At 59.0% G+C, this 17,958-nt stretch carries 19 protein-coding genes and 1 tRNA gene; all 20 read left to right on the top strand.

The genetic code is table 11. From position 1 onward, the window contains the following. Positions 1–106: 106 nt before the first annotated feature. Entirely contained in the window at positions 107–250 is a 144-nt protein-coding gene (locus CSZ94_RS13005) for a hypothetical protein (RefSeq protein ID WP_258000954.1), read from the top strand. A 68-nt stretch (positions 251–318) separates the two neighbouring features. Continuing rightward, positions 319–1,299, top strand: a complete 981-nt coding sequence (locus tag CSZ94_RS13000; protein WP_102121882.1) for an NAD(P)H-quinone oxidoreductase — start codon at positions 319–321, stop codon at positions 1,297–1,299. A gap of 71 nt (positions 1,300–1,370) precedes the next feature. After that, a complete protein-coding gene (tpiA, locus tag CSZ94_RS12995) occupies positions 1,371–2,120 on the top strand; it encodes a triose-phosphate isomerase (RefSeq protein ID WP_102121881.1) in 750 nt (249 codons plus the stop codon). 28 nt (positions 2,121–2,148) lie between these two features. Then, positions 2,149–2,550, top strand: a complete 402-nt coding sequence (secG, locus tag CSZ94_RS12990) for a preprotein translocase subunit SecG (RefSeq protein WP_102121880.1) — start codon at positions 2,149–2,151, stop codon at positions 2,548–2,550. Between the two features lie 191 nt (positions 2,551–2,741). Further along, a tRNA-Leu gene (locus CSZ94_RS12985) sits at positions 2,742–2,826 on the top strand. Between the two features lie 177 nt (positions 2,827–3,003). Continuing rightward, positions 3,004–3,363 (top strand): NADH-quinone oxidoreductase subunit A, encoded by a 360-nt coding sequence (locus tag CSZ94_RS12980; protein WP_071076971.1) that lies wholly within the window; start codon positions 3,004–3,006, stop codon positions 3,361–3,363. A gap of 3 nt (positions 3,364–3,366) precedes the next feature. Beyond that, entirely contained in the window at positions 3,367–3,843 is a 477-nt protein-coding gene (locus CSZ94_RS12975) for a NuoB/complex I 20 kDa subunit family protein (protein ID WP_010399733.1), read from the top strand. A 17-nt stretch (positions 3,844–3,860) separates the two neighbouring features. Then, a complete protein-coding gene (locus CSZ94_RS12970; RefSeq protein ID WP_102121879.1) occupies positions 3,861–4,454 on the top strand; it encodes an NADH-quinone oxidoreductase subunit C in 594 nt (197 codons plus the stop codon). Continuing rightward, positions 4,454–5,707 carry an NADH-quinone oxidoreductase subunit D gene (locus tag CSZ94_RS12965; RefSeq protein ID WP_102121878.1) on the top strand — a complete coding sequence of 418 codons (1,254 nt, stop codon included), beginning with the start codon at positions 4,454–4,456 and terminating at the stop codon, positions 5,705–5,707. The genes CSZ94_RS12970 and CSZ94_RS12965 overlap by 1 nt, the downstream gene beginning before the upstream one ends. Positions 5,708–5,719: 12 nt before the next feature. Further along, entirely contained in the window at positions 5,720–6,199 is a 480-nt protein-coding gene (nuoE, locus tag CSZ94_RS12960) for an NADH-quinone oxidoreductase subunit NuoE (RefSeq protein WP_034749989.1), read from the top strand. Further along, positions 6,196–7,491, top strand: a complete 1,296-nt coding sequence (gene nuoF / locus CSZ94_RS12955) for an NADH-quinone oxidoreductase subunit NuoF (protein WP_096236670.1) — start codon at positions 6,196–6,198, stop codon at positions 7,489–7,491. The genes nuoE and nuoF overlap by 4 nt, the downstream gene beginning before the upstream one ends. A 22-nt stretch (positions 7,492–7,513) precedes the next feature. Next, the gene (gene nuoG / locus CSZ94_RS12950) at positions 7,514–9,847 is read left to right on the top strand and encodes an NADH-quinone oxidoreductase subunit NuoG (RefSeq protein WP_102121877.1); all 2,334 of its coding nucleotides are present in this window, start codon (positions 7,514–7,516) and stop codon (positions 9,845–9,847) included. Next, positions 9,847–10,929, top strand: coding sequence for an NADH-quinone oxidoreductase subunit NuoH (gene nuoH / locus CSZ94_RS12945; protein WP_102121876.1), 1,083 nt, complete (start codon positions 9,847–9,849; stop codon positions 10,927–10,929). Before nuoG ends, nuoH begins: the two co-directional genes overlap by 1 nt. A gap of 14 nt (positions 10,930–10,943) precedes the next feature. After that, positions 10,944–11,432: an NADH-quinone oxidoreductase subunit NuoI gene (nuoI, locus tag CSZ94_RS12940; protein WP_010399726.1), complete on the top strand. Its 489-nt coding sequence runs from the start codon at positions 10,944–10,946 to the stop codon at positions 11,430–11,432. A 65-nt stretch (positions 11,433–11,497) separates the two neighbouring features. Next, positions 11,498–12,130 (top strand): NADH-quinone oxidoreductase subunit J, encoded by a 633-nt coding sequence (locus CSZ94_RS12935; protein ID WP_102121887.1) that lies wholly within the window; start codon positions 11,498–11,500, stop codon positions 12,128–12,130. Further along, positions 12,127–12,435, top strand: a complete 309-nt coding sequence (gene nuoK, locus CSZ94_RS12930) for an NADH-quinone oxidoreductase subunit NuoK (protein ID WP_010399724.1) — start codon at positions 12,127–12,129, stop codon at positions 12,433–12,435. Before CSZ94_RS12935 ends, nuoK begins: the two co-directional genes overlap by 4 nt. 46 nt (positions 12,436–12,481) lie before the next feature. Beyond that, the gene (gene nuoL, locus CSZ94_RS12925) at positions 12,482–14,566 is read left to right on the top strand and encodes an NADH-quinone oxidoreductase subunit L (protein WP_102121875.1); all 2,085 of its coding nucleotides are present in this window, start codon (positions 12,482–12,484) and stop codon (positions 14,564–14,566) included. Between the two features lie 29 nt (positions 14,567–14,595). Continuing rightward, positions 14,596–16,095, top strand: coding sequence for an NADH-quinone oxidoreductase subunit M (locus CSZ94_RS12920; protein ID WP_102121874.1), 1,500 nt, complete (start codon positions 14,596–14,598; stop codon positions 16,093–16,095). 16 nt (positions 16,096–16,111) lie between these two features. Continuing rightward, complete coding sequence (gene nuoN / locus CSZ94_RS12915; protein WP_102121873.1) at positions 16,112–17,614, top strand: NADH-quinone oxidoreductase subunit NuoN; 1,503 nt, start codon at positions 16,112–16,114, stop codon at positions 17,612–17,614. A 3-nt stretch (positions 17,615–17,617) separates the two neighbouring features. After that, positions 17,618–17,947, top strand: coding sequence for a DUF2818 family protein (locus CSZ94_RS12910; RefSeq protein WP_102121872.1), 330 nt, complete (start codon positions 17,618–17,620; stop codon positions 17,945–17,947). Positions 17,948–17,958: the final 11 nt, after the last annotated feature.

Raw genomic sequence — 17,958 nt, 5'->3', positions numbered from 1 at the left:
GTTTGGTGACGACGAGAAGAAGTCACAGGGAAAGAGCAATACGGGTCAGCGCCGCGCAGCTGAAGCAGTGGAAACGGGCACAGCTTAAATTAGTCGGCAAAGTGTCTTGACTAATGGATCCACTTTAGACCAGCGCGCCGCCGTGGTGCGCAAGATGACGCATGAGCAGGTCGAGGAGGGTCAGGCCCTGTCGGCGAAATGGAAGCCGGGCATGCCCTTGCCGCGCCAGTCGAAGACGGGCGGCGCTTAGCGGGAGGCCTTCAGCAAGGGGCGGCGGCTTGGCGTACAATCGCCGTTTTCCCTTGAACGAGTCCCGCCATGCGTGCAGTTGCCATCAGCCAGCCAGGTCCCGCCGACGTTTTGCAGATCGCCGAACGTCCCATGCCGCAATATAAGGCGGGCGAACTGCTGATCAAGGTGCACGCGGCCGGCATCAACCGCCCTGACGTGCTGCAGCGTCTGGGCAAGTATGCGCCGCCGGCCGGCGCGTCCGACTTGCCCGGCCTGGAAGTGGCGGGCGAAGTCGTCGATGGTGACTTTGGCAATACTGAGTTCAAAAAAGGCGACCTGGTCTGCGCGCTGGTGAAGGGCGGCGGCTATGCCGAATACTGCGCAGCGCCCGCCGGCCAATGCCTGCCCTTGCCGCAAGGCTTGACGGCGCTGGAAGGCGCCTCCCTGCCGGAAAACTTCTTTACCGTCTGGAGCAATGTCTTTGACCGCTGCGCGCTGGCCGATGGCGAAACCTTGCTGGTGCAGGGCGGCACGTCCGGCATCGGCGTGGCGGCCATTCAACTGGCGGCCGCGCTGGGCCATCGCGTGTTCGCCACGGCGGGCAGCGACGAGAAGGCGCGCGCCTGCGAAGCATTGGGCGCCGAACGGGGCATCAATTACCGCACGGAAGATTTCGTGGCTGTCGTCAAGGAATTGACCGCTGACAAGGGTGTCGACGTCATCCTCGACATGGTGGGCGGCGATTACGTGCCGCGCGAAATCGATTGCCTGGCCGACGATGGCCGCATCGGCCTGATCGCCGTGCAGGGCGGCAGCAAGGCCACCCTGGACCTGGGGCAGCTGCTGCGCCGCCGCCTGAGCGTCAGCGGCTCCACCCTGCGTCCGCGCCCCGTCGCTTTCAAGGCCGCCATTGCGCACCACCTGCGCACGACCGTCTGGCCCTTGATCGAGGCGGGCAAGATCAAGCCTGTGATCTATCAAACGTTCCCGCTGGAAAAAGCCAGCGAGGCGCATGCCTTGATGGAAGCGAGCACGCATGTGGGCAAGATCATGTTGCAAGTTGTTTGAAACGGGCACTGCCTGTTTGACCGGCATCGGTGCCGGAGTTAGAATGACGGGTTATTAGAATTTAGGCTACTATGCGTCGCAAACTCGTCGTCGGAAATTGGAAAATGAACGGCAGTCGCACCTCGAACGCGGTGTTATTGTCTGAAATGGTGGCTGGCCTGACTGCCTCTGGCGCCGCCAGCGCCGTCTGTGTGCCTGCGCCGTATCTGGCGCAGTGCCAGGCGCAATTGGCAGGCACGGCTCTCGGTTGGGGCGCGCAGGATGTGTCCGCGCACGCCAGTGGCGCTTACACGGGAGAAATCTCGACCGCCATGCTGCAGGATTTTGGCTGCAGCCATGTGGTGATCGGGCATTCCGAGCGCCGCGCCTACCACGGCGAGAGCGATGCGCAGGTGGCGGCCAAGACGGTTGCCGCGCTGGCGGCAGGCATCACGCCTATCGTTTGCATCGGCGAAACCTTGGCGCAGCGCGAAGCGGGTCAGACCGACGCCGTGGTGGCGCAGCAACTGGGCGCCGTGCTGGCGGCAATTTCCACCGACGACGTGGCGAAACTGGTGCTGGCCTACGAGCCAGTCTGGGCCATCGGCACGGGCAAGACGGCCACGCCGCAAATGGCGCAGGACGTGCATCAGGTATTGCGCGGCCAGCTGGCAGCAAAGAATGCGGTAGCGGCGGCCGGCGTGCAGATCCTGTACGGCGGCAGCATGAAGCCGGAGAACGCAAAAGAATTGATGGCGATGCCGGATATCGATGGCGGTCTGATCGGTGGGGCAGCATTGAAGGCGGCGGATTTCCTGGCAATTATTCACGCCGCTGATTGAATTAATTTAAACTAAGAATGGAATTGCAATGAACATGATGTTCAATCTGGTAGTGGTAGTACAGGTTATTTCGGCATTGTCGATTATCGCGCTGGTGTTGCTGCAGCACGGCAAGGGCGCCGACATGGGCGCCGCCTTTGGTTCGGGCGCCTCGGGCAGCCTGTTCGGTGCGACGGGTTCGTCGAACTTCATGTCGAAATCGACGGGCGTTGCCGCCGCGATCTTCTTCGGCGCCACCCTGGCCCTGTCGGTGATGGCCAATCAGCGCGCCACCACCGTCGGCGGCGGCGTGATGGATAAAGTCGTCAAGCCAGTGCCAGTCACCGGCGCGGGCGCGATCCCGACGACGGTGCCTGCAGCACCGGCGGCCAGCGCTCCGGCAGCAGCGGCACCGGTTGCCAGCACCCCGGCAGGCGCGATTCCAAAGTAATTCTGTCGTATCCCGATACCTCATCGAGAGTAATTCTCATTACGGGCAGATGATTGCTCAATGTTTTAGCAGTGCAGCAGAAAAAAATCCTGACGCGCTGTAAACTGTAAAAATTTATCGTTTTTATCTGTGTTTTGATGCATTTGTGCATTAACTTTAGCGGCAAAGCAGAGTAGAATACGGGCCTTACCGCCGACGTGGTGAAATTGGTAGACACGCTATCTTGAGGGGGTAGTGGCGCAAGCTGTACGAGTTCGAGTCTCGTCGTCGGCACCAGAAATCAGAAGCCAGCAACGGCGCACGAGCCATGGCTCGTACAAAGTTGCTGGCTTTTTTTACGAGGATGTGTCGTTCGATCCTGGTCTTAGCTTTGATTGGGGTCGTGCGTTAGATACGCTGCAAATGATCGCAGCGTCCTCATTTAACCGATCGTTCAATATAAGCTTATCAATCGTGAACCTCGAAAATTACTTCCCCGTCCTGCTGTTTATTATTATCGGCCTTGGTGTCGGTATCGCTCCCCAGCTCCTGGGGCGCCTGTTAGGCCCTCACAAGCCTGACGCAGCAAAACTCTCCCCGTACGAATGTGGCTTTGAAGCATTCGAAGACGCGCGCATGAAATTTGATGTGCGCTACTATCTGGTCGCAATCCTGTTTATTTTGTTCGATCTGGAAACGGCATTCTTTTTCCCATGGGGCGTTGCAATGCGCGACCTGGGCTGGGCCGGTTTCGTCACGATGATGGTGTTCATCGCTGAATTCGTGGTCGGATTTTGGTACATTTGGAAGAAAGGTGCCCTTGACTGGGAATAAGCCATGGCTATTGAAGGCGTATTAAGCGAAGGTTTCATCACTACCTCGGCCGACAAGCTGATCAACTGGGCGCGCACCGGGTCTATGTTCCCGATGACGTTCGGTCTGGCCTGCTGTGCGGTCGAAATGATGCATGTGGGCGCAGCCCGCTACGATATGGACCGTTTTGGCGTCGTGTTTCGTCCGTCGCCGCGTCAGTCCGACGTCATGATCGTTGCCGGTACCCTGTGCAACAAGATGGCGCCGGCCTTGCGCAAGGTCTACGACCAGATGGCAGAGCCACGCTGGGTTATCTCGATGGGTTCCTGCGCCAATGGCGGCGGGTACTACCATTACTCCTATTCTGTGGTGCGCGGTTGCGACCGCATCGTGCCCGTCGACGTGTATGTGCCTGGCTGTCCTCCGACCGCTGAAGCCTTGCTGTACGGCATCATGCAGTTGCAGAACAAGATCAAGCGTACCAGCACGATCGCACGCTAACCGGGCCGCTTCAGATTATGACTACACATTTAGAAGTATTGCAAAACGCCCTCGGCACTGCCCTGGGCGATCGCGTTAGCACGACGGTTGCGTTGGGCGAAGTCACCCTGGTCGTCAAGGCCGAGGACTACCTGGCCGTGATGCAGACCTTGCGCGATGATCCGAGCCTGCATTTCGAGCAAATGCTCGACCTGTGCGGCGTCGACTACTCGACCTATGGCGACGGTAGCTGGGATGGCTTGCGTTTCGCGGCCGTCTCGCATTTGCTGTCGGTCAAGCACAACTGGCGCGTGCGCGTGCGCGTGTTCGCGCCCGACGACGACATGCCGCTGCTGCCCTCCGTGGTGAATATCTGGCGTGCCGTCAACTGGTATGAGCGCGAAGCGTTCGACCTGCTGGGCATTCTCTTCGAAGGTCACAACGACTTGCGCCGCCTGCTGACCGACTACGGTTTCATCGGCCATCCGTTCCGCAAGGATTTCCCCGTCTCCGGCTATGTCGAGATGCGTTACGATCCGGAACAAAAGCGCGTGATTTACCAGCCCGTGACGATCGAGCCGCGGGAAAACGTGCCGCGCGTGATCCGCGAAGAACATTACGGGATGAAATAATGGCTGAGATTAAGAACTACACCCTGAACTTTGGGCCACAGCATCCGGCCGCGCACGGTGTGCTGCGCCTGGTGCTGGAGATGGATGGCGAAGTCATCCAGCGCGCCGATCCGCACATCGGCCTGCTGCACCGCGCCACCGAGAAGCTGGCCGAGCAAAAGACCTATCTGCAATCCGTGCCGTACATGGACCGTCTCGACTATGTGTCGATGATGTGCAATGAACATGCGTACGTGATGGCCATCGAAAAGATGCTGGGCCTGGAAGTGCCGCTGCGCGCGCAATACATCCGCGTCATGTTCGACGAGATGACGCGCATCCTGAATCACCTGATGTGGCTGGGTACCCACGCGCTGGACGTTGGCGCCATGGGCCCCTTCCTGTATTGCTTCCGCGACCGCGAAGACTTGTTCGACGCCTACGAGGCAGTCTCGGGCGCGCGCATGCACGCGGCCTACTACCGTCCGGGTGGCGTATACCGCGACTTGCCGGATGCGATGCCGCAGCACAAGGCCTCGATCATCCGCAACGCCAAGGCGATTTCCAGGCTAAATGAAAACCGCCAGGGTTCGCTGCTGGACTTCATCGAAGACTTCGCGCGCCGTTTCCCCAATTCCGTGGACGAGTACGAAACCCTGCTGACCGATAACCGTATCTGGAAGCAACGGACAGTCGGCATCGGCGTGGTCTCGCCGGAAGATGCGCTGGCCATGGGCTTTACGGGCGCCATGCTGCGCGGCTCGGGCGTGCAGTGGGACTTGCGCAAGAAACAGCCGTACGAAGTGTACGACCTGATGGATTTCGACATTCCTATCGGCACCAACGGCGATTGCTACGACCGCTACCTGGTCCGCGTGGAAGAGTTGCGCCAGTCGAACCGCATCATCAAGCAATGCGTGGAGTGGCTGCGCAACAATGAAGGTCCTGTCATGACCAGCAACCGCAAGGTGGCGCCTCCGGGCCGCGTCGACATGAAGACCAACATGGAGTCCCTGATTCACCACTTCAAGCTGTTCACCGAAGGTTTCCACGTGCCGCCAGGCGAGGCCTACAGCGCCGTGGAACATCCGAAGGGCGAGTTCGGCGTGTACCTGGTGTCCGATGGCGCCAACAAGCCGTACCGCATGAAACTGCGCGCGCCAGACTACGCCCACTTGCAGTCGCTCGATGAGATGGCGCGTGGGCACATGCTTGCCGACGCCGTGACCATCATCGGGACGCAAGATATCGTGTTCGGCAGTATTGACCGCTAAGAGGCAAAAAGTATGTTGTTATCAGAGCAATGCTATAAGAAAATTGACCGCGAGCTGGCCAAGTACCCGGCCGACCAGCGTCAGTCGGCCGTGATGGCCGCGCTGGCCCATGCCCAGGATGAGCTGGGCTGGCTGGCGCCGGAAACCATGAAGGAACTGGCCGATTACATCGGCATGCCGGCGATTGCCGTGCAGGAAGTGGCCACGTTCTACAATATGTACAACGTCAAGCCCGTGGGCAAGCACAAGATCACCGTGTGCACCAACCTGCCATGCGCCCTGTCGGGCGGTGTGCGCGCTGCAGACTACCTGAAGCAGAAACTGGGTATTGATTTCCGCGAAACCACCGCCGATGGCCAGTTCACCCTGGTTGAAGGCGAGTGCATGGGTGCTTGCGGCGATGCGCCTGTCTTGCTGGTCAGTAATAAAACCATGTGCAGCTGGATGTCGAACGAGAAAATCGACGCCATGCTGGAGGAACTCAAGAAATGACGTCACTCCACAACCGCCATATCGATCCATTGATCCTGAAGGATCTGGATGGCAAGAACTGGCATTTGCAAGATTATGTGAACCGCGGCGGCTATAGCGCCCTGCGGCGTATCCTGGAAGAGAAAATCACGCCGGAGCAGATCATCGCCGACCTCAAGGCGTCGTCCTTGCGCGGCCGTGGCGGCGCGGGTTTTCCTACCGGCTTGAAGTGGAGCTTCATGCCGCGCCAGTTCCCGGGTCAAAAATACCTCGTCTGCAATACAGATGAAGGCGAACCGGGCACCTTCAAGGACCGCGACATCATTCGTTACAATCCCCATGCCCTGATCGAAGGCATGGCCATTGGCGCTTATGCGATGGGCATCACCGTCGGCTACAACTATATCCACGGCGAAATCTGGGCCGAGTACGCCCGTTTCGAAGAAGCGCTGGAAGAGGCGCGTGCCGCCGGTTTCCTGGGCGACAAGATCATGGGCAGCGAGTTCTCGTTCCAGTTGCATGCGCACCATGGTTATGGCGCCTACATCTGCGGCGAAGAAACGGCCCTGCTGGAGTCCCTGGAAGGCAAGAAAGGCCAGCCGCGCTTCAAGCCGCCTTTCCCTGCCTCGTTTGGCCTGTACGGCAAGCCGACGACGATCAACAACACGGAAACCTTCGCGGCCGTGCCCTTCGTGCTGAACATTGGTCCAGAGAAATACCTGGCGATGGGCAAGCCGAACAATGGCGGTTCGAAGATCTTCTCGATCTCGGGCGACGTGGAATTGCCGGGCAACTACGAAGTGCCGCTCGGCACGCCGTTCGCCACACTGCTGGAACTGGCAGGTGGCATGCGCGGTGGCAAAAAGATCAAGGCCGTGATCCCTGGCGGCTCGTCCGCGCCGGTGATCCGCGGCGACATCATGATGCAGACCGACCTGGACTATGACTCGATCGCGAAAGCCGGTTCGATGTTGGGTTCGGGCGCCATCATCGTGATGGACGAAACACGCTGCATGGTGAAGGCGCTGGAGCGCCTGTCCTACTTCTATTTTGAAGAATCGTGCGGCCAGTGTACGCCTTGCCGTGAAGGCACAGGCTGGATGTACCGCATGGTGCACCGCATCGAGCAGGGGCAGGGTCGTCCAGACGACCTGGACATGCTCAACTCGATCGCCGACAACATCCAGGGCCGCACTATTTGCGCGCTGGGCGATGCGGCTGCCATGCCGGTACGGGCCTTCATTAAGAATTTCCGTGAAGAATTTGAATATCATATCGAGCACAAGCATTGCTTAGTGCCCGCATATATCTAAGCTGCGTCAGGTAACGATCACCATGGTTGAAATCGAAATAGACGGCAAAAAAGTCGAAGTCCCTGCTGGTAGCATGGTGATGGACGCCGCCAACAAATTGGGAACCTACATTCCGCACTTCTGCTATCACAAGAAATTGTCGATCGCAGCGAACTGCCGCATGTGCCTGGTCGAAGTGGAAAAGGCGCCCAAGCCTTTGCCCGCTTGTGCGACCCCGGTCAGTGCCGGCATGATCGTGCGCTCCGCCAGCGATAAGGCTGTGCAGGCGCAAAAGTCGGTGATGGAATTCTTGCTGATTAACCACCCGCTCGATTGCCCGATCTGCGATCAGGGCGGCGAATGCCAGTTGCAAGACTTGGCTGTGGGCTACGGCAAGAGCGAATCGCGCTACAAGGAAGACAAGCGCGTCGTGCAGCCGAAGGAAGCCGGTCCGCTGGTTTCCATGCAGGAAATGTCGCGCTGCATCCAGTGCACCCGCTGCGTGCGCTTTGGCCAGGAAGTGGCCGGCGTGATGGAGCTGGGCATGATAGGCCGCGGCGAACACTCGGAAATCGTCTCGTTTGTGGGCCAGACGGTCGACTCCGAACTGTCGGGCAACATGATCGACCTGTGCCCGGTCGGCGCACTGACCTCGAAGCCGTTCCGCTACAGCGCCCGTACGTGGGAACTGTCGCGCCGCAAATCGGTCAGCCCGCATGACGGCCTGGGCGCGAACCTGATCGTGCAAGTGAAAGCTGGCAAGGTCAAACGCGTATTGCCGCTGGAAAATGAAGCCGTCAACGAGTGCTGGATCTCGGACAAGGACCGTTTCTCGTACGAAGCGCTGGACAGCGCCGAACGCCTGACTTCCCCGATGCTGAAACAAGGCAACGAGTGGAAAGAAGTCGATTGGCAGACGGCGCTGGAATACGTGGCGCACGGTTTGAAAAATATCAAGCACGAGCATGGCGCTGATGCCATCGCCGCGCTGGCAACGCCGCATTCGACCGTCGAAGAGCTGGTACTGCTGCAAAAAGTGGCCCACGGTCTCGGTTCCGAGAACGTCGACTTCCGCCTGCGCCAGACCGACTTCGCGCTCGACGCAAGTGTGAAACCATGGCTGGGCATGCCGATCAACGAATTTGGCCAGATCAAGCGCGCCTTCGTCATCGGCTCGTTCCTGCGCAAGGATCATCCATTGCTGGCCACGCGTTTGCGCGCGTCCGTCAAGGGCGGCGCCAAGCTGTCTATCCTGCACGCCTCCGACGATGATCAATTGATCAGCATCGCCAACAAGATGATCGTTGCGCCGAGTGATTGGCTGGCGGCCTTGTCGGAAGTGCTCGTTGCTGTTGCCAAAGCGAAAGAAATCGCCGCGCCAAACGGTTTTGAAGCGATTGTTGCTTCGGACGTGGCTGTCGCCATCGCCGCCAGCCTGATGGCCGGCGACCATGGTGCCGTGCTGCTGGGTAATGCGGCAACGCAACACCCGCAAGCATCGCAACTGCATGCTGCCGCGCAATGGATCGCCGAACAGACGGGCGCCAAGCTCGGTTACCTGACGGAAGCGGCCAACACGGTAGGCGCGCACCTGGTCGCCAAGCCGCGCGCCAATGTGCAAGCTGCCTTTGCTGTGCCGAAAAAAGCTTACGTGCTGCTGCATGCCGAGCCGGAATTCGATGCCGCTAATCCACAAGCGGCCCGCGCCGCCCTGGATGGCGCCGAGATGGTCGTGGCGATGTCGGCCTTCAAACACGGCATGGATTACGCCGATGTCTTGCTGCCGATCGCTCCGTTTGCTGAAACCTCGGGTACCTTCGTCAATTGCGAAGGCCGCGTGCAAAGTTTCAACGGCACCGTGAAACCGCTGGCGGAAACCCGCCCAGCCTGGAAAGTGCTGCGTGTCCTGGGCAACATCCTGGGCCTGGCCGGTTTCGACTACGACACCTCGGAAGCGATCCGCGACGAAGCGTTTGGCGCTGGCGTGACCGATCTGTCGGCACAGCTGAGCAACATCGCGAAAAATGCACCGGAAGCGGCAAGCTACGCACCGGCCTCGCCTGCGCTGCAACGCATCGCCGACGTGCCGATCTACTTCGCCGACGCGCTGGTGCGCCGCTCCGAACCTTTGCAACGCACGGTCGATGGCGCCGCGCCGCAAGCGCACCTGTCCCTGGCGCTGGCTGACAAGCTGGGCATCAAGGCGGGCGACAAGGTCAAAGTGGCGCAAGGCTCCGGCAGCGCCATCCTGGTGGCGGCAATTCATGCCGGCTTGCCAGCCAATGTGGTCAAAGTGTCGGCGGCGCATGCCTCGACGGCTAGCCTGGGCGGCATGTTCGGTGACATCACAGTTGAAACAGCAGAGGGGAAAATCTGATGGCTCTGCCTGAATTTGTAAACGTCATCAACAGCAGCGGTCAGGATTTGCTGGGCGGCTCCTGGCCGTTCTTCTGGACCCTGATCAAGATCCTGTGCGTGCTGTTGCCGCTTATGGGCCTGGTTGCTTACGCCACCTTGTGGGAGCGCAAGCTGATCGGCTGGATCCAGATCCGCGTCGGCCCGAACCGCGTCGGCCCCTTGGGCTTGCTGCAGCCGATCGCCGATGCATTGAAACTCTTGTTCAAAGAGATCATCATCCCGGCCAAGGCCGCCAAGGGCCTGTTCGTGATCGGCCCGATTATGACCATCATGCCGGCCCTGGCCGCCTGGTCGGTCGTGCCGTTCGGTCCGCAAGCCGTGCTGGCCAACGTCAACGCGGGCTTGCTGCTGCTGCTGGCGATTACCTCGATGGAAGTCTACGGCATCATCATCGCCGGCTGGGCCTCGAACTCGAAGTATTCGTTCATGGGCGCCATGCGCGCGTCGGCACAGATGATTTCGTATGAAATCCCGATGGGCTTCGTGATGGTCATCGTGCTGATGGTCTCGGGCAGCCTGAACTTCATCGACATCGTTGGCGGCCAGCAAATCGGCTACTTCGCCGACAAGGGCGTGAACTTCATGTCGTGGAACTGGCTGCCGCTGCTGCCGATGTTCGTCATCTACCTGGTGTCGGGCCTGGCTGAAGCCAACCGTCACCCGTTCGACGTCGTCGAAGGCGAGTCGGAAATCGTCGCCGGCCACATGGTCGAGTACTCGGGCATGGCCTACGCCATGTTCATGCTGGCCGAATACGCCAACATGATACTGATCGGCGCGCTGGCTTCGATCATGTTCCTCGGTGGCTGGTCCGCACCGTTTGCTTTCCTTGAGTTCTGGGGTGGTTTCGGCGGCTTCTTCTGGCTGTTCGCAAAAACCTTCTTCATCGTCTCGGTGTTCATCTGGGTACGCGGTACTTTCCCACGTTACCGTTATGACCAGATCATGCGCCTCGGCTGGAAAGTGTTTATCCCGTTGACGCTGGTCTACCTGGTCTTCGTCGCTGCCTGGATGCAGACATCCTGGAATATTTGGAAGTAAGAGAGTGCATACGAATGGATAAGGTAAAAGATTTCTTCAGCAGCCTCTTGTTAGGCGAGCTGATCAAGGGCATGGCGTTGACAGGCAAGTACATGTTTTCGCGCAAGATCACGGTGCAATTCCCGGAAGAGAAGACACCGATCTCGCCGCGTTTCCGTGGCTTGCACGCGCTGCGCCGCTACCCGAACGGCGAGGAACGTTGCATCGCCTGCAAACTGTGCGAAGCGGTTTGCCCGGCGATGGCCATCACGATCGAATCGGAACAGCGTGACGACGGCTCGCGCCGCACCACGCGTTACGATATTGACTTGACCAAGTGCATCTTCTGCGGTTTCTGCGAAGAGTCCTGCCCGGTCGATTCGATCGTCGAGACGCAAATCCTGGAATACCACGGCGAGAAACGCGGGGATTTGTATTACACGAAAGAGATGTTGCTGGCCGTAGGTGATCGTTATGAAAATGACATCGCCGCTGCGCGCGCCGCCGACGCACCTTATCGCTGATGGATGCGCCGCAGCCCATGGCTGCGGCGCGCCCCTCGTTCATCTGTACGTCTATTGGGTTTTTTATGGACTTTAAAACAATTTTGTTTTACGCCTTCGCGCTGATCTTGATTCTGGCAGCGACGCGCGTCATCACGGCCCGTAATCCGGTCCACGCAGTACTGTTCCTGGTGCTGTCCTTCTTTTCCGCCGCAGGCATCTGGATGCTGCTGCAAGCTGAATTCCTGGCCATCGTGCTGGTATTGGTGTATGTCGGCGCCGTGATGGTGCTGTTCCTTTTCGTGGTCATGATGCTCGATATCAATATCGACCGCATGCGTGTAGGCTTCTGGGGCTACCTGCCTTTATCGGTGACGGTGGGCGTGATCATCGTGCTGGAAATGGCCGCTGTGCTGTGGCACGGTTTCCGCAACTTTGCGCCTAGCATTGCTCCGGTGAACGTCAACCTGGGCGGCACCAAGGAACTGGGCCTGCTGATCTACACGAAATATGTGTTCGCCTTCGAGATCGCTGCCGTCGTGCTGCTGGTGGCCATCGTTGCCGCAGTTGCACTGACTTTGCGCAAACGCAAGGACACCAAGCATTTTGCTCCGGGCGATGCGGTACGCGTCAAACGCAACGACCGCCTGAAGATCATCAAGATGGACGCGGTTGTCGAGCGTCCTGCGGCTGAGCCGGAAGTTAAGGAGGCACCATGACATTATCGCTCACACATTTTCTGGTCCTGGGCGCGATCCTGTTCGCAATCTCGATCGTCGGTATTTTCCTGAACCGCAAGAACATCATCGTATTGCTGATGGCAATCGAATTGATGCTGCTGGCGGTGAATATGAATTTCATCGCGTTCTCCCATTTCATGGGCGACGCGGCCGGTCAGATCTTCGTTTTCTTCATCCTGACGGTTGCCGCCGCTGAGTCGGCTATCGGTCTGGCTATTCTGGTGGTGATGTTCCGCAATCTGGATACCATCAACGTCGAAGACCTGGACAGCCTCAAAGGCTGATGTTTTTCAGACTCGATCTCTCGAATAATAACGATTAAGGTTCATCATGGCGGGGCAACTCCTCAACCCTAACCTCCTTCTTGCCGTACCGCTGGCGCCGCTGGCCGGTGCCGCGATTGCAGGCTTGCTTGGCACCCAGTTCCTGGGTAATTTGGTCGGACGCAAGACGTCGCATACCGCGACGATCCTGGGCGTACTGATAGCGTTCATCCTGTCCATGCAGACATTGCTGGCAGTGATGGATGGCGCGACATTCAATGGCACGATCTATAACTGGATGACGATCGGCAGCCTGAAGATGGAAGTGGGCTTCCAGATCGATTCGCTGTCGGCGATGATGATGTGCGTGGTCACCTTCGTCTCCCTGATGGTGCACATCTACACGATCGGCTACATGAAGGATGACGAAGGCTACAACCGCTTCTTCGCCTACATCTCGCTGTTCACGTTCTCGATGCTGATGCTGGTCATGGCCAACAACTTCCTGCAACTGTTCTTCGGTTGGGAAGCCGTGGGCCTGGTCTCTTACCTGCTGATCGGTTTCTGGTACCAGCGTCCGACGGCCATCGTGGCCAACATGAAGGCTTTCCTGGTCAACCGCGTGGGCGACTTCGGCTTCATCCTGGGCATCGGCCTGCTGCTGGCCTATGGTCAGTCGCTGGACTACCAGGAAATCTTCGCCAAGAAGGAAGCCTTGTCCACCCTGACCCTGCCAGGCACCGATTGGGCCCTGCTGACCGTTGCCTGCATCTGCCTGTTCATCGGCGCGATGGGCAAATCGGCGCAGTTCCCGCTGCACGTATGGCTGCCTGATTCGATGGAAGGTCCTACCCCGATCTCGGCACTGATACACGCCGCGACGATGGTGACGGCCGGTATCTTCATGGTGTCGCGCATGTCGCCGCTGTTCGAATTGTCCGACACGGCACTGTCCTTCATCCTGGTGATCGGTTCCATCACGGCGCTGTTCATGGGCTTTTTGGGCATGATCCAGAACGACATCAAACGCGTCGTCGCTTACTCGACGCTGTCGCAACTGGGCTACATGACCGTCGCGCTGGGCTCGTCCGCGTACTCCGTGGCCGTGTTCCACCTGATGACGCACGCCTTCTTCAAGGCACTGCTGTTCCTGGGCGCCGGTTCCGTCATCATCGGCATGCACCATGACCAGGACATCCGCAACATGGGTGGCCTGCGCAAGTACATGCCGATCACCTGGATCACCTCACTGGTCGGTTCGCTGGCCCTGATCGGCACGCCGCTGTTCTCCGGTTTCTACTCGAAAGACAGCATCATCGAAGCCGTCGAAGCGACGCATATCTGGGGCGCTGGCTTTGCCCAGTTCGCCGTACTGGCTGGCGTGTTCGTCACCGCCTTCTACTCGTTCCGCATGTATTTCCTCGTCTTCCATGGCAAGGAACGTTTCGGTCAGGCGCATGCGCACGGCCACGATGACCATCACGCGCCAGCGGCCAAGCATGATTCGGACGCGCACGATGAAGAAGAGGAAGACGACCACGCGCACCACGGTCTGGAACCTGGCCAGAAGCCGCATGAATCCCCATTCGTCGTGTGGTTCCCGCTGGTGATGCTGGCGATCCCGTCGCTGCTGATCGGCTACCTGACGATAGGCCCGATGCTGCATGGCGATTTCTTCAAGGGCGTGATCTTCGTCGGCGAAAACCATCCAGCAATGGAAGAGTTGTCGCATGAATTCCACGGCGCAATGGCGATGGCGATCCATGGCCTGTCGACGGCCCCGTTCTGGCTGGCATTGTCCGGCGTGGTGGCAGCCTACTACTGCTACATGGTCAACCCGCGTGTGCCGGCCTGGTTCTTTGCCAAGTTCCATGCGATCCACACCTTGCTGGACAACAAGTACTACCTGGACAAGTTCAATGAAGTCGTGTTCGCCGGCGGTGCCCGTTTGCTGGGTAATGGCCTGTGGAACTTCGGTGACAAGAAGCTCATCGATGGCCTGCTGGTCAACGGTAGCGCCAAGGTCGTCGCCTGGCTGTCCTCGCTGTCGCGAGGCTTGCAGACCGGCTACATCTATCACTATGCATTCGTGATGATCCTGGGCGTGCTGGGCTTCCTGATCTATTTCCTGCCATTCTGGCCCGCTAAGTAAGCTGACCTGATAAAAGAATACTGAGAACCATGATGCAGTCTACGATTTCTACACTACCTCCTTACCTGAGTCTGTCGATCTGGGTGCCGATCATTTGCGGCGTCCTGGTCCTGGCTCTCGGCCGTGACAGCAAAGCGGGTTTTACCCGCTGGCTGTCGCTGGCTGGCGCCGTGCTCAGCATGCTGTGCACCTTGCCGCTGATCCAGCATTTCGACAACGCCGCTCACGGCATGCAATTCGTCGAAAAAGCACCGTGGGTTGAAACTTTCAATATCTGGTACTCGCTGGGTATCGATGGCCTGTCGCTGTGGTTCATTCCACTGACGGCCTTCATCACGGTCATCGTCGTCATTTCCGCCTGGCAAGTGATCGAGAAGCGCATCGCCCAGTACATGGGTGCCTTCCTGATCTTGTCGGGCCTGATGATCGGCGTGTTCTGCGCGCTGGACGGCTTGCTGTTCTACTTCTTCTTTGAAGCAACCCTGATCCCGATGTTCATCATCATCGGTATCTGGGGCGGCTCGAACCGCGTGTACGCCTCGTTCAAGTTCTTCCTGTACACCTTCTTCGGTTCGCTGCTGACCCTGGTTGCCATCATCTACCTGCGCAATGTGACGGGTAGCTTCGACATCCTGGCCTGGCATGCGTTCAAGCTGACGATGAACGAACAGATCTTCATCTTCCTGGCCTTCCTGATGGCGTTTGCCGTGAAAGTGCCGATGTTCCCTGTCCACACGTGGTTGCCGGACGTTCACGTGGAAGCGCCTACCGGTGGTTCCGCCGTGCTGGCCGCCATCATGCTGAAACTGGGCGCGTATGGTTTCCTGCGTTTTTCGCTGCCGATCACGCCGGACGCCAGCCACTACCTGTCGGGCTTCATGATCGCCCTGTCGCTGATCGCCGTCATCTACATCGGTCTGGTTGCCCTGGTGCAAACCGACATGAAAAAACTGGTCGCCTATTCGTCGATTGCGCACATGGGTTTTGTGACCCTCGGCTTCTTCATGTTCAACGACATTTCGGTGCAGGGCGGTATCGTGCAGATGGTCTCGCACGGCTTCATCTCCGCTGCGATGTTCCTGTGCATCGGCGTGCTGTATGACCGCATGCATACCCGCAACATCGCCGACTACGGCGGCGTCGTGAACCGCATGCCGAAATTTGCTGCCCTGTTCTTGCTGTTCTCGATGGCCAACTGCGGTTTGCCCGCCACGTCCGGCTTCGTCGGCGAGTTCATGGTGATCCTGGGCGCGGTGCAATACAACTTCTGGATTGGTCTGCTGGCTGCAACGGCACTGATCTGGGGCGCGGCGTACTCGCTGTGGATGGCCAAGCGCGTGGTGTTCGGCAAGATCAAGAACAAGCATGTGGCCGAATTGACCGATATCAACAAACGTGAATTCTTCATGCTTGCTGTGCTGGCCATCGCCGTGCTCGTGATGGGTCTGTACCCAGCCCCGTTCACCGACACGATGCAAACTTCGGTTGCCGACCTGCTGCAGCATGTCGCCATCAGCAAGTTGCCTTAAATAGAAGACCGATAACATGACTAATGCACCTAATCTGCTACCGCTGTACGCGGAAATCTTTCTGCTGATCGCCACCTCGGCGCTCTTGCTGATCGATATGTTCTTGCCTGCGGCGAAGCGCTCGATCACCTATGCGCTGTCCCTGCTGACCTTGGCAGGCTGCGCCTTGCTGACCGTGGGCGACTTCAACGCCGGCACCACCGTCTACACGTTCCACAATATGTTCGTGTCGGACCCGATGTCGCAGCTGTTGAAACTGTTCTCCTACGGCGCCGTGGCGCTGACCCTGATCTACTCGCGCGCCTATGCCACCGACCGCAACATGCTGTCGGGTAACCTGGGCGGCGAGTTCTATGTGCTGGCCCTGTTTGCACTGCTGGGCCAGATGATCATGATCTCGGCCAACAACTTCCTGATCATCTATCTGGGTCTGGAACTGATGTCGCTGTCGCTGTACGCGCTGATCGCCTTGCGCCGTGACAATGCCAAGGCCACGGAAGCGGCCATGAAATACTTCATCCTGGGCGCGCTGGCTTCCGGTTTCATGTTGTACGGTATCTCGATGCTGTATGGCGCGTCCGGCACGCTGGATCTGGGCGAACTGCGCGTGGCGCTGGAAAACGGCAAGACCAACGGCACCATCATGGTCTTCGGCCTGGTGTTCCTGGTAGCGGGCCTGGCCTTCAAACTGGGTGTCGTGCCATTCCACATGTGGGTGCCTGACGTGTATCAAGGTTCGCCGACGGCCGTGACCTTGCTGCTGGGCGGCGCGCCGAAACTGGCCGCGTTTGCCATCACCCTGCGTTTGCTGGGCGAAGGCTTGCTGCCGATGGCGCATGACTGGCAGCAAATGCTGCTGGTGCTGGCCGTGATGTCGCTGGCCATCGGTAACTTCACCGCCATCGCGCAAACCAATTTGAAGCGCATGTTGGCGTACTCGACCATCGCGCAAATGGGCTTCGTGCTGCTGGGCCTGCTGTCGGGCACCGTGGACGCACCGAACAACACCCTGAACGCGGCTGGCGCAGCCACCGCCTACGGCGCCTCGATGTATTACGTGATCACCTACGTGTTCACCACCCTGGGTACCTTTGGCGTGATCATGTTGTTGGCACGTAATGGTTTCGAAGCAGAAGAACTGGCCGACTTCAAGGGCCTGGGCAAACGCAGCCCGATCTTCGCGCTGGTGATGACGCTGTTCATGTTCTCGCTGGCCGGCGTACCGCCGCTGATGGGCTTCATGGCCAAGTATTCGGTGCTCGCTTCCGTGCTGGCTACGGGCCAGCTGTGGCTGACCATCGCCGCCGTGCTGTTCTCGCTGATCGGCGCCTTCTATTACCTGCGCGTCGTGAAAATGATGTGGTTCGACGAGCCGACGGACAGCAACGCGCTGGTCGTGCATGGCGACATGCGCGTCGTGCTGGCCTTGAACGGCGTGTTTGTCCTGGCCCTCGGTGTGATGCCTAACAGCATCCTGGCTGCCTGCGCGACCGCCATCACCAAGACGCTGGCGTCCTGACCGATGGATGTCACCGCCTCGAGCTGGCTGGTGATCGCCCTGGGCATCCTGGGCGCCAACCTGCCATTCTTGAACGAGAAACTGTTTGCCGTCGTGCCCCTGAAAAAGGCGCTGCAGGCAGACGGGGACAAAGGCTGGCGCAAGCCGCTGGCACTGCGCCTGCTGGAGTTGGTGATACTGTACTTCATCGTCGGCGCCGTGGCGTTCGCGCTGGAAGCGCGCATCGGCAACGGTTTCCCGCAGACGTGGGAGTTCTACGCCATCACCGGCTGTCTGTTTCTGGTGCTGGCTTTCCCAGGATTTGTCGGACGCTACCTGCGCAAACGCCGCTAGCACCACCCTCC

The organism is Janthinobacterium sp. ROICE36 (assembly GCF_002869965.1).
Taxonomy (GTDB): Bacteria; Pseudomonadota; Gammaproteobacteria; order Burkholderiales; family Burkholderiaceae_D; genus Janthinobacterium.
This window is presented reverse-complemented; position numbering and strand designations above follow the sequence as displayed.

Excerpts from the sequence above, each read along its gene's own strand:
- CSZ94_RS13000 (WP_102121882.1), top strand. The coding sequence starts at position 319 with ATGCGTGCAGTTGCCATCAGCCAGCCAGGTCCCGCCGACGTTTTGCAG.
- tpiA (WP_102121881.1), top strand. The coding sequence starts at position 1,371 with ATGCGTCGCAAACTCGTCGTCGGAAATTGGAAAATGAACGGCAGTCGC.
- secG (WP_102121880.1), top strand. The coding sequence starts at position 2,149 with ATGAACATGATGTTCAATCTGGTAGTGGTAGTACAGGTTATTTCGGCA.
- CSZ94_RS12975 (WP_010399733.1), top strand. The coding sequence starts at position 3,367 with ATGGCTATTGAAGGCGTATTAAGCGAAGGTTTCATCACTACCTCGGCC.
- CSZ94_RS12970 (WP_102121879.1), top strand. The coding sequence starts at position 3,861 with ATGACTACACATTTAGAAGTATTGCAAAACGCCCTCGGCACTGCCCTG.
- CSZ94_RS12965 (WP_102121878.1), top strand. The coding sequence starts at position 4,454 with ATGGCTGAGATTAAGAACTACACCCTGAACTTTGGGCCACAGCATCCG.
- nuoE (WP_034749989.1), top strand. The coding sequence starts at position 5,720 with ATGTTGTTATCAGAGCAATGCTATAAGAAAATTGACCGCGAGCTGGCC.
- nuoF (WP_096236670.1), top strand. The coding sequence starts at position 6,196 with ATGACGTCACTCCACAACCGCCATATCGATCCATTGATCCTGAAGGAT.
- nuoG (WP_102121877.1), top strand. The coding sequence starts at position 7,514 with ATGGTTGAAATCGAAATAGACGGCAAAAAAGTCGAAGTCCCTGCTGGT.
- nuoH (WP_102121876.1), top strand. The coding sequence starts at position 9,847 with ATGGCTCTGCCTGAATTTGTAAACGTCATCAACAGCAGCGGTCAGGAT.
- nuoI (WP_010399726.1), top strand. The coding sequence starts at position 10,944 with ATGGATAAGGTAAAAGATTTCTTCAGCAGCCTCTTGTTAGGCGAGCTG.
- CSZ94_RS12935 (WP_102121887.1), top strand. The coding sequence starts at position 11,498 with ATGGACTTTAAAACAATTTTGTTTTACGCCTTCGCGCTGATCTTGATT.
- nuoK (WP_010399724.1), top strand. The coding sequence starts at position 12,127 with ATGACATTATCGCTCACACATTTTCTGGTCCTGGGCGCGATCCTGTTC.
- nuoL (WP_102121875.1), top strand. The coding sequence starts at position 12,482 with ATGGCGGGGCAACTCCTCAACCCTAACCTCCTTCTTGCCGTACCGCTG.
- CSZ94_RS12920 (WP_102121874.1), top strand. The coding sequence starts at position 14,596 with ATGATGCAGTCTACGATTTCTACACTACCTCCTTACCTGAGTCTGTCG.
- nuoN (WP_102121873.1), top strand. The coding sequence starts at position 16,112 with ATGACTAATGCACCTAATCTGCTACCGCTGTACGCGGAAATCTTTCTG.
- CSZ94_RS12910 (WP_102121872.1), top strand. The coding sequence starts at position 17,618 with ATGGATGTCACCGCCTCGAGCTGGCTGGTGATCGCCCTGGGCATCCTG.